The 4,747-nt window shown below is 71.5% G+C and carries 4 protein-coding genes; all 4 read left to right on the plus strand.

All coding sequences use genetic code 11. The annotated features are described in order from the left end of the window. The first annotated feature begins 34 nt into the window (after window positions 1–34). The 4 genes from JS521_RS16245 (at window position 35) to JS521_RS16260 (ending at window position 4,633) form a co-directional block, all read left to right on the plus strand. Window positions 35–883: a TatD family hydrolase gene (locus tag JS521_RS16245; protein ID WP_205083705.1), complete on the plus strand. Its 849-nt coding sequence runs from the start codon at window positions 35–37 to the stop codon at window positions 881–883. Window positions 884–890: 7 nt separating this feature from the next. After that, a complete protein-coding gene (eboE, locus tag JS521_RS16250; RefSeq protein WP_205083706.1) occupies window positions 891–2,066 on the plus strand; it encodes a metabolite traffic protein EboE in 1,176 nt (391 codons plus the stop codon). After that, on the plus strand, window positions 2,063–3,481 hold the full coding sequence (locus JS521_RS16255; RefSeq protein WP_205083707.1) for an alkaline phosphatase family protein: 1,419 nt from the start codon (window positions 2,063–2,065) through the stop codon (window positions 3,479–3,481). The genes eboE and JS521_RS16255 overlap by 4 nt, the downstream gene beginning before the upstream one ends. 75 nt (window positions 3,482–3,556) lie before the next feature. Beyond that, window positions 3,557–4,633: a sugar phosphate isomerase/epimerase family protein gene (locus tag JS521_RS16260; RefSeq protein WP_205083708.1), complete on the plus strand. Its 1,077-nt coding sequence runs from the start codon at window positions 3,557–3,559 to the stop codon at window positions 4,631–4,633. Window positions 4,634–4,747 lie beyond the last annotated feature (114 nt).

Below are 4,747 nucleotides of genomic sequence, written 5' to 3' on the forward strand. Positions count from 1 at the left end.
CTTCCGCAGCCCCCGCCCCCACGGAGGAGTCCTGATGCGCATCTTCGACCCCCACATCCACATGACCTCCCGCACCACCGACGACTACCAGGCGATGTACGACGCGGGCGTCCGCGCGCTCGTCGAACCCTCCTTCTGGCTCGGCCAGCCCCGCACCTCGCCCGCCAGTTTCTTCGACTACTTCGACGCGCTCCTCGGCTGGGAGCCCTTCCGCGCCTCCCAATACGGCATAGCCCACCACTGCACGCTCGCCCTCAACCCCAAGGAGGCGAACGACCCCCGCTGCACCCCCGTCCTGGACGCGCTGCCCCGCTACCTGGTCAAGGACTCCGTCGTCGCTGTCGGCGAGATCGGCTACGACTCCATGACCCCGGCCGAGGACCACGCGCTCGCCGCCCAGCTCCAGCTCGCCGCCGACCACGGTCTGCCCGCCCTCGTCCACACCCCGCACCGCGACAAGCTCGCCGGTCTCCACCGCACCATCGACGTCATCCGCGAATCGAACCTCCCCCCGGAGTTCGTCCTCCTCGACCACCTCAACGAGACAACCGTAAAGGCCGCCACTGACAGCGGCTGCTGGGCCGGGTTCTCCATCTACCCGGACACCAAGATGGACGAGGACCGGATGGTCACCATCCTCCAGAACCACGGCACCGAGAAGATCCTCGTCAACTCGGCCGCGGACTGGGGGAAGAGCGACCCCCTCAAGACCCGCAAGGTCGCCGACGCGATGCTGAAGGCCGGATTCACCGAGGACGACGTCGACCAGGTCCTGTGGCGCAACCCGGTCGCCTTCTACGGCCAGAGCGGCCGCCTCCAGCTGGACGTCCCGGCCCCCGACACTCTTCACGAGGGCAACTCCATCCTGCGCGGCGGGGAGTGAGGCGGCCATGCGCTTCCGCCACCCGGACGGCTCGACGGTCCACCTCGCCTACTGCACCAACGTCCACCCCGCCGAAACCCTGGAAGGGGTCCGCGCCCAGCTTCGCGACCACTGCGAACCCGTCCGCCGCCGACTCGGCCGGGACCGCCTCGGCATCGGCCTCTGGCTCGCCCGGGACGCCGCCCGCACCCTGGTCAACGACCCCGCCGAACTCCGCTCCCTGCGCGTCGAACTCGACAGCCGCGGCCTCGAAGTGGTCACCCTCAACGGCTTCCCGTACGATGGGTTCGGCGCCGACGAGGTCAAATACCGGGTCTACCGGCCGGACTGGACCGAACCCGACCGCCTCGCCCACACCACCGACCTCGCCCGCCTCCTGGCCGCCCTGCTCCCCGACGACGCCACCGAGGGCACCATCTCCACCCTGCCGCTGGCCTGGCGCACCCCCTACGACGGCGACCCCGAGGCGGCCCGCACCGCGCGCTCCGCCCTCACCACCCTCGCCCAGCGCCTCGACGCGCTTGCCGAGATGACGGGCAAGTCCATCCGCATCGGCCTCGAACCGGAACCGGGCTGCACGGTGGAGACCACCGCCGACGCGATCGCCCCGCTCACCGACGTCGGCCACGACCGGATCGGCATCTGCGTCGACACCTGCCACCTCGCCACCTCCTTCGAGGACCCCGCGACCGCGCTCGACGCCCTGGCCGCCGCAGGCGTCCGCGTCGTCAAGTCCCAGCTCTCCGCGGCCCTGCACGCCGAGCACCCGCACCTGCCCGAGGTCCGCACGGCGCTCGCCGCGTTCGCCGAACCCCGCTTCCTGCACCAGGCCCGTACGCGCACCGCCGCCGGACTGCGCGGCACCGACGACCTGGAAGAGGCGATCGCCGGCCGGGCGCTCCCGGACTCCACCCCCTGGCGCGCCCACTTCCACGTACCGCTGCACGCGCCCCCCGCACCGCCGCTGACCTCGACGCTGCCCGTCCTCCAGGACACGCTCGCCCGGCTCGTCGGCGGGCCCGCGCCCCTGACCCGGCACCTGGAGGTGGAGACGTACACCTGGCAGGCGCTGCCCGCGGAGCTGCGGCCCCGCACCACCCTCCAGCTCGCCGACCGCATCGCCGTCCTCCTCACCCTCACCCGCGACCTCCTGGTCGACCTCGGCCTCAAGGAACTGCCATGAGCGCGCCCGAACCCGGCACGGAAACCGCACAGGAGACCGGCGGCCCCACCCCCCTCCTCGTCCTGGACGTCGTCGGCCTCACCCCGCAGCTGCTGGCCCACATGCCGAACCTCCGGGCCCTGGGGGAGCAGGGCGCGCAGGCCCCCCTCTCCACCGTGCTGCCGGCCGTCACCTGCGCCGCCCAGTCGACGTTCCTCACCGGCACGATGCCCGCCGAACACGGCATCGTCGCCAACGGCTGGTACTTTCGCGAGCTGGGCGACGTCCTGCTGTGGCGCCAGCACAACGGGCTCGTCGAGGGCGACAAACTCTGGGACGCCGCCCGCCGCGCCCACCCCGGCTACACGGTCGCCAACATCTGCTGGTGGTACGCGATGGGCGCCGACACCGACTGGACCGTAACCCCGCGCCCCGTCTACTACGCCGACGGTCGCAAGGAGCCCGACTGCTACACCCGGCCCCCCGCCCTGCACGACGAACTGACCGACGAACTCGGCACGTTCCCCCTCTTCCACTTCTGGGGCCCCGGCGCCGACCTGGTCTCCTCCCAGTGGATCATCGACGCCACCCGGCACATCATCGCCACCCGCACCCCCGACCTCGCCCTCTGCTACCTGCCCCACCTCGACTACGACCTCCAGCGCTTCGGCCCCGACGACCCCCGCGCCCACCGGGCCGCCGCCGACCTGGACCGGGCGATCGCCCCGCTGCTGGCCGACGCCCGCGCCGAAGGACGTACGGTCGTCGCCCTTTCCGAGTACGGCATCACCCGCGTGAACCGCCCGGTCGACATCAACCGCGCCCTGCGCCGGGCGGGCCTGCTGGAGGTCCACACCCAGGACGGTATGGAATACCTGGACACCATGGCGTCCCGGGCCTTCGCCGTCGCCGACCACCAGCTCGCCCACATCTACGTACGCCGCCCCGAGGACCTGGAGGCGACCCGGGCCGCCCTCGCGGACCTGCCCGGCATCGAGCAGCTCCTCGACGACGAGGGCAAGAAGGCGCACCACCTGGACCACCCCCGCTCCGGCGAACTCGTCGCCGTCGCGGAGAAGGACGCGTGGTTCACGTACTACTACTGGCTCGACGACGCCCGCGCCCCCGACTTCGCCCAGCTCGTCGAGATCCACCGCAAGCCCGGCTACGACCCCGTCGAGCTCTTCATGGACCCCCAGGACCCCTACGTCCGGGTCAAGGCCGTCTCGGCGGTCGCCCGCAAGAAGCTCGGCATGCGCTACCGCATGGCGGTCGTCCCCCTGGACCCCTCACCTATTCGCGGCAGCCACGGCCGGCTCCCCGAGAGCGACGACGAAGGTCCGCTCATCCTCTGCTCCACCCCCCACGCGTTCACCGACCGGGTCAGGGCCACCGAAGTGAAGTCCCTGCTCCTCAAGCTTGCCGGACTGCACTGACAATCCGTCACGCACCCGGCACCGCACCGCACCGCTCACCCACGTCACCCATGCAGCCAAGGGAGTCACGCGAACATGAGCCGCACCTCCAAGGACACCGAACTCGCCCGCAGACTGAGCCGCCGCAACATCCTGGGCGTCGCCGCCGGAGCCACCGCGGCCACGATCATCGGCACGGCGAGCGCCCAGGCAGCCGACCGGGGCCAGGGCCACGGGCACGGGCATGACCACGGCCATGGGCACGGCCACGGCAAGGGCAAGCCCGTCCTGCCCCCCGGCCGCCTCGGCATCCAGCTCTACAGCCTCCGCGACCAGGTCTCCACGCTCGGCTTCGCCCCCGTCTTCGCGGAACTGGAGAAGTACGGCTACGACGAGATCGAGTTCGCCGGATACACCCAGGGATCGGCCGGCGCCATCACCTTGGCCCAGCTCAAGCGGCTGGCCCGGGACCACGGCCTCAACCCGATCGGCAGCCACGTCGGCTACTACGACGACAACAACCCCGGCGCGTACACCTTCGCCCAGAACCTGGAGAAGGTCCTCGACGACGCCCAGGCGCTCGGCCTCAAGCACATCGGCACGGCCTCCGGCCCCTTCCGCTACGGCGACACCGTGGACGGCTGGAAGCGGGCGGCCGAGGACTTCAACACGTACGGGGCCGCCGCCCGCAAGCGCGGCATGAAGTTCTACCAGCACAACCACGCCGAGGAGTTCTCCTTCGCGACCGACAAGCCGCGCGTACGCCTCTACGACGTGCTGCTCGAAGAGACCGACCCCGACCTCGTCTACCTGGAGATGGACATCTACTGGGCGTTCTGCGCCCAGTTCCGCTTCAGCAAGCGCGTGGACGGCACCCCGGCCCCGCTCGACCCGCTGAAGTACGTCCTGAAGCACCCGAACCGCTACCCCCTCTTCCACGTCAAGGACGGGGTCCGCGACGAGACGACCCGCGACGGCTACCGCATGTCGGACGTCGGAGACGGGGACATCGACTACAAGACGTTCCTGTCCAAGGTCACCAAGCGCACCCACCACGGCCGGAGCTACCACCACTGGCAGACCGAGCACGACAACCCGGTCGAGTCGCTCGCCTTCGCCCGCAAGTCGAGCGAACACCTGCACTCGCTGCGCGAGGGCCGCTGCGGCGACTGACGCGCGGGGCCCCCGCCCCCCCCGGGGAACCCCCCGCGCGCCGGGCCCCCCAGGCCCGCGGGGCCCCAAACCCAAAACCCCCGCCCCGGGCGGCGCGCCGACGGCGGGGACCCG

Source organism: Streptomyces durocortorensis (assembly GCF_016901035.1).
Classification (GTDB): domain Bacteria; phylum Actinomycetota; class Actinomycetes; order Streptomycetales; family Streptomycetaceae; genus Streptomyces; species Streptomyces durocortorensis.